Below are 4,534 nucleotides of genomic sequence, written 5' to 3' on the forward strand. Positions count from 1 at the left end.
CCGCCGCGCCGGCCCCGCCTGCACGGCCCACAGCCACGCCCACGAACCGCCACCTACAGCAAGATCCCTAAACCAGGTGAATGCTTACGGTTGGACCCCGACGAACAAGTTCCGCCAAGGCCGACCGCGCGCCGTCCGGTGAGAACTGGAGCGCTAGGCCGTCGTCGGCGGGAACACTCAGTGYTGCCCTCTTACGGGAAGACAATCCAAGGTCGTCGGGAGTTACGGTCCGCCCAAGCTGCTCGCTGATAACTTCGGCGACGTAGGTCGGCAACGGCGAATGCGGACGCTCCGCACGTCGAATCCATTTCCATGGTGTCTTGGGATGCACCTGGTGACGGGCAAGACCGACGTCGCGTAGCCGAGCGTTCAGCGCGGATGCAAGTTCCTCGGGCGTCCAGCCRACACGCTGGATTGCTTCGTCAAGCGCGCTGTTGCTGTCGGGCATGGGTTCCCTCCCTGCCGGGGCGGATGCCTGGACCACGGTAACGCCCGGGAGCGTGTCCGTCGCAACCCGCACTATTCGCACCATCCGCACCGCTAGCGGGCCACCGGAGGGGCCGCGCGTGGCGTTGAGTGAGGTTGTGTAGCAGACAGGACGGCCGGGCCTGATCGAGCGTGCTTGAGCACGCTTGACAACTGGCTCGTACAGTTCCATGCTGTAGACACACCAGTTGGCCACCGATCCGGCGGCCAACTGGTGGCAGAGGAAGACCCCGGCGGGTGGCTGCCCGCCGGGGTCGGTGCACCTCCACGAACCGCCTTGTCGAGAGGAACGAAAGATGCTGCTTGAGCGTACTTCCGCGCGTCCGAGTGAGGCTATCCCCGCTGGTGGGGGGCCTGTCGCTGTCGGGGAGCCGCCGGTGTTCGAGCCGAACGAGTTCGGGCCGGATCTGGGCTTCCTGCGGGTGCCTGTTCCGTTGTCGTTCGATGTGATGGTGGCGGTCCTGGCCGACTCGCATGCGTTGACTCGTGAGGACCTGGAGACCCCTGCCGATGTCCGGTGGGAGGTCGAGTTCCACGTCGCCGCCTACGGCTTGTTCGCTGCTCACAAGGCCGCCGGCAAGCTGGCCGACACCAACGTGATCGGCGACGACTGGGTGATGCTCTGCCGCCGGGCCGTGCTCGACATGCTGATCGCCGAGGGTGTTTCGTCCGGCGTCGACGAGCTCACCGCCGATGAGATGGCCGCCGCGCTGATGGTGCACAGCGACCTGTACGCCGAGCACCTGTCCACCCCGGTCGATGTCCGCCGGGAGCTGACCCGCCTGGCTTACAGCTACGGGGTCGACGCTCTGCGCAGGACCGCTGCTTCCCTGGCCGTCGAGCCCTACCGGGTCCTCGCTCCCGCCTTCGACGCCGAAGCCTGGCCGGCGTTCTGCCGCCGGGCCGTGGCCGGCATGCTCGCCGCCGACATCCGCGCCCTGGCGGGTGTGCGGTGAGCATCCCGGCCCTGGAGCATGCCGCGCCGCCGGCCGGGGGCGTCCCGGTGCCCGCCGGCTACCCGGCGGGGGATGTCGCAGCGGCGTTGCGGTGGCTTGCCGCGGAGGCGCTGCGTCTGCACGACCTGGTCGTCAACGCCGCCGACGCTGTCCCGGCTTCGGCGGTGGGGGAGCTGGGTCTGACGGCCAGCGACGTGCGCCGGTTGTGCGCGGAACGCGGGTGGAGCACCGGACGGCTGATGACCGCGATGCGCTGTGCCGCGCAGAAGCGTGGGGTCGGCCTGCCCGACCACGACAGCCTCAAGCGCAACGTGACCCGGTGGAGGACCGGGCAGACCACCGGCCTGTCGCCGTTCTACGCCGATCTGCTGTCCGACGTGTTCGGCGTGCCGTTCACGACCACCCGTCCGCTGGCGGGGGTGGCCCGGTGAGCGTGTCGAGTCCGGCGACCCGCCGCTACCTGTTCGACCTTTACGGCGGTACCTGTGGCTACTGCCTGACCCGCCCGGCCGACCATCTTGACCATCTGGTGCCCCGGGCGGCCGGGGGCACGAACAGTCGGATGAACCTCGTGCCCGCCTGCACCCCGTGCGGGCAGTCCAAGGGCGCGCTGTCGGTTACCGACTGGGTGGCCCGCCTGGCCGCCGGCGTGCCTACCACCGGGCGGGGCGCGGCCCCCGCGCCGGTGTACCGGGTGCCGATGCGCCCGATGGCCCACCCTGCGGCGCTCACCGGTCAGGCGCCGGCGGCCTGACCGCCGCCGCGGGCACCCCTCTGACCGACCCGACCCGCCGACCGGACGGCTACACGGCGATCACAGGCGCCRGGTGCTCCCGCCCGTTCCGGTCACCCACCCCGGATGCGCCCCGCCCGCACCCCCGAAGGCCTAACCGCACCTCGTTCCCGTCACCGTCGCGTCCGCTGCGACGTCCGCACCCCTCCCCTACTCGCGGTGCGCCCCCGACCGCCGCACCGCAACCGCACCGCATTGCGGTGGCAGCACCGCAACCGCACCGCATTGCGGTGGCCGCAATGCCCGCCGTAGCCACTATCCGTTTCCGTCTCGTGCTCCGTGAGGAGTGTTCATGCTGCCTGCCTCCCGACTGACCGGCCCGCCCGGGCCGTCTCGGGTCTGCGTTCCGGTGTGCTTCCGCATCGAGATGCCCCCCGCCCTGGGTCGGGTCGGGTCGACCGGATCGGCCGACCGGATTACCGAGCTCGACCTGCAGGAATCGGCCGTGCCCCCCCGACCGGCCGGGGGGAGGGGGCATCTCCTCGCAGCCCCGGCCCGATCCGTCGGATCGACGCCGGATCGACCCGCCGCGTTCCGCCGTGGGAGGGCACGGCCCGTCGCCCCCGGCCGGCCGCGACGCCTGGCGGTCGGGGGCGGGGTCCGATGACGGCCGACCCGTGGATCCTCCCCCCGATYGATCCGACGTCTGAGGCCTGGCCGTTGGGCGGCCCGGGCAGGCGGCGTGTCCAGCTCACCCCGGCGTCGGCGATCCGGATGCGTCCGGTGCGCTGGACCTGGCAGGACCGGATTCCCGCCGGGGCGATCACTGTGATCCCTGGCCGGGAAGGGATCGGGAAGTCGTTGACGTTGGCGTGGCTGTCCGCGCAGATCACCCGCGGGACCCTGCCTGGTATCCACTACGGGCAGCCCCGTCCGGTTATCTACGCCGCGTCCGAAGACTCCTGGTCGCACACCATCGCCCCCCGCCTGTACGTGGCCGGGGCGGATCTGCGGATGGTGTTCCGGGTCGAGGTCGACCAGGACGGGGTGTACGACCCGCTGACCCTGCCCCGTGACACCGACGCGTTGGGCCGGGAGATCACCCGGATGGGGGTGGGGCTGCTGGCCGCCGACCCGTTGCTGTCGCTGATTCACGCCGGGATCGACACCCACCGCGACCGTGATCTGCGTACCGCGTTGGAACCGTTGGCGTTGATGGCCGACCGGACGGGGTGCGCGGTGGTCGGCCTGGCGCACTTCAACAAGTCCTCGAGCGCGGACGCACTGAACCTGATCACCGGGTCGCGGGCGTTCGCCGCGGTCGCCCGTGCGGTGCTCGCGATCGCCCGGGACAGCGACGCCGAGGACGGCTCGTGCGTCATGAGCCAGGCGAAGAACAACCTCGGCCGTCTCGATCTGCCGTCGCTGCGCTATGTGGTGGAGTCCGCGGAGGTTCCCACCGAGGAAGGACCGGCGTTCGTCGGCCGGCTGGTGTTCACCGGCGAATCGGACCGGTCGGTCGCCGACATCCTCGGGGACGCCCAGACCGGCGACCCGGACAGCCGTGCCGACCGCAACGACGCCGCCGCCTGGCTGACCGGCTACCTCACCGACCACGGCGGGGAAGCGGCCTGGGCCGACGTGCGCAAAGCCGCCCGCGCCGAGGGCATCGCCGAACGCACCTTGCAGCGATCCCGCGCCCGGGCGGGAGTCGTCACCGAACGGACCGGGTTCCCTTCACGCACCGTCTGGCGTCTCGACCCCGCTCGCTCTGCGTCACCACCACCGGCAGTCGCGCCACAGTCGCGCCAGTCACGCCAGCTTCCGAGTCCTGGCGCGACTGGCGTGACTGGCCCCGCCGTGGCGCCACTGGCCACCGAACCTCACCCACCGTCACCGAAACGTCCGGCTGGGCCGGGCTCCCTCCACACCCCAGGGACCGCCGTATGACCATCCACCCGACCGCCCTGGCCGACCAGGCCGCCGCCGCGTCCACCGAGGCCCGCCGCACCCTACGGCGCCTCGCCGCGACCGGACACGCCCGGCTCACCGTCACCCCCTCACCGTGGCTCGCCGAGCAAACCACGACCCTCACCGCCCGTCTCCTCACCGGCCCCGTCCGCTCCTGCCCGCACATCGGCGTATCACCGCGGATGGTCCACGCCGCCGTCTGGACCCCCGGCCTCCTCGCCTGCCCCGCCTGCGTCCACCTCCTCACCCCCACCCCGGACGAGGACCACCGGTGCGACCGGTGCCGCCGACCCGCCCGGCCCCTCCACCTCGGCACCGCCGCGATCGGCCCGATCCTGCTCGCCTACGGCCTGTGCACCCCCTGCCAGCACGCCGCCGGCCTCGCCCC

Annotated in this window: 5 protein-coding genes; all 5 read left to right on the forward strand. The window is 71.8% G+C overall.

Annotated elements, in window-relative coordinates:
• Positions 1-863 precede the first annotated feature (863 nt).
• Positions 864-1,442: a hypothetical protein gene (locus KBI5_RS19475; RefSeq protein WP_241883027.1), complete on the forward strand. Its 579-nt coding sequence runs from the start codon at positions 864-866 to the stop codon at positions 1,440-1,442.
• A complete protein-coding gene (locus KBI5_RS19480; protein ID WP_085016044.1) occupies positions 1,439-1,873 on the forward strand; it encodes a hypothetical protein in 435 nt (144 codons plus the stop codon). Before KBI5_RS19475 ends, KBI5_RS19480 begins: the two co-directional genes overlap by 4 nt.
• Positions 1,870-2,196, forward strand: coding sequence for an HNH endonuclease (locus KBI5_RS19485; protein WP_085016045.1), 327 nt, complete (start codon positions 1,870-1,872; stop codon positions 2,194-2,196). The genes KBI5_RS19480 and KBI5_RS19485 overlap by 4 nt, the downstream gene beginning before the upstream one ends.
• A gap of 642 nt (positions 2,197-2,838) precedes the next feature.
• On the forward strand, positions 2,839-4,125 hold the full coding sequence (locus KBI5_RS19490) for an AAA family ATPase (protein ID WP_085016046.1): 1,287 nt from the start codon (positions 2,839-2,841) through the stop codon (positions 4,123-4,125).
• Positions 4,122-4,534, forward strand: a 413-nt coding sequence (locus KBI5_RS26515) for a hypothetical protein (RefSeq protein WP_157902554.1), incomplete at its 3' end; no start/stop codon positions are given. The genes KBI5_RS19490 and KBI5_RS26515, both read left to right, overlap by 4 nt.

The organism is Frankia sp. KB5, from assembly GCF_002099325.1.
GTDB lineage: Bacteria > Actinomycetota > Actinomycetes > Frankiales > Frankiaceae > Frankia > Frankia casuarinae.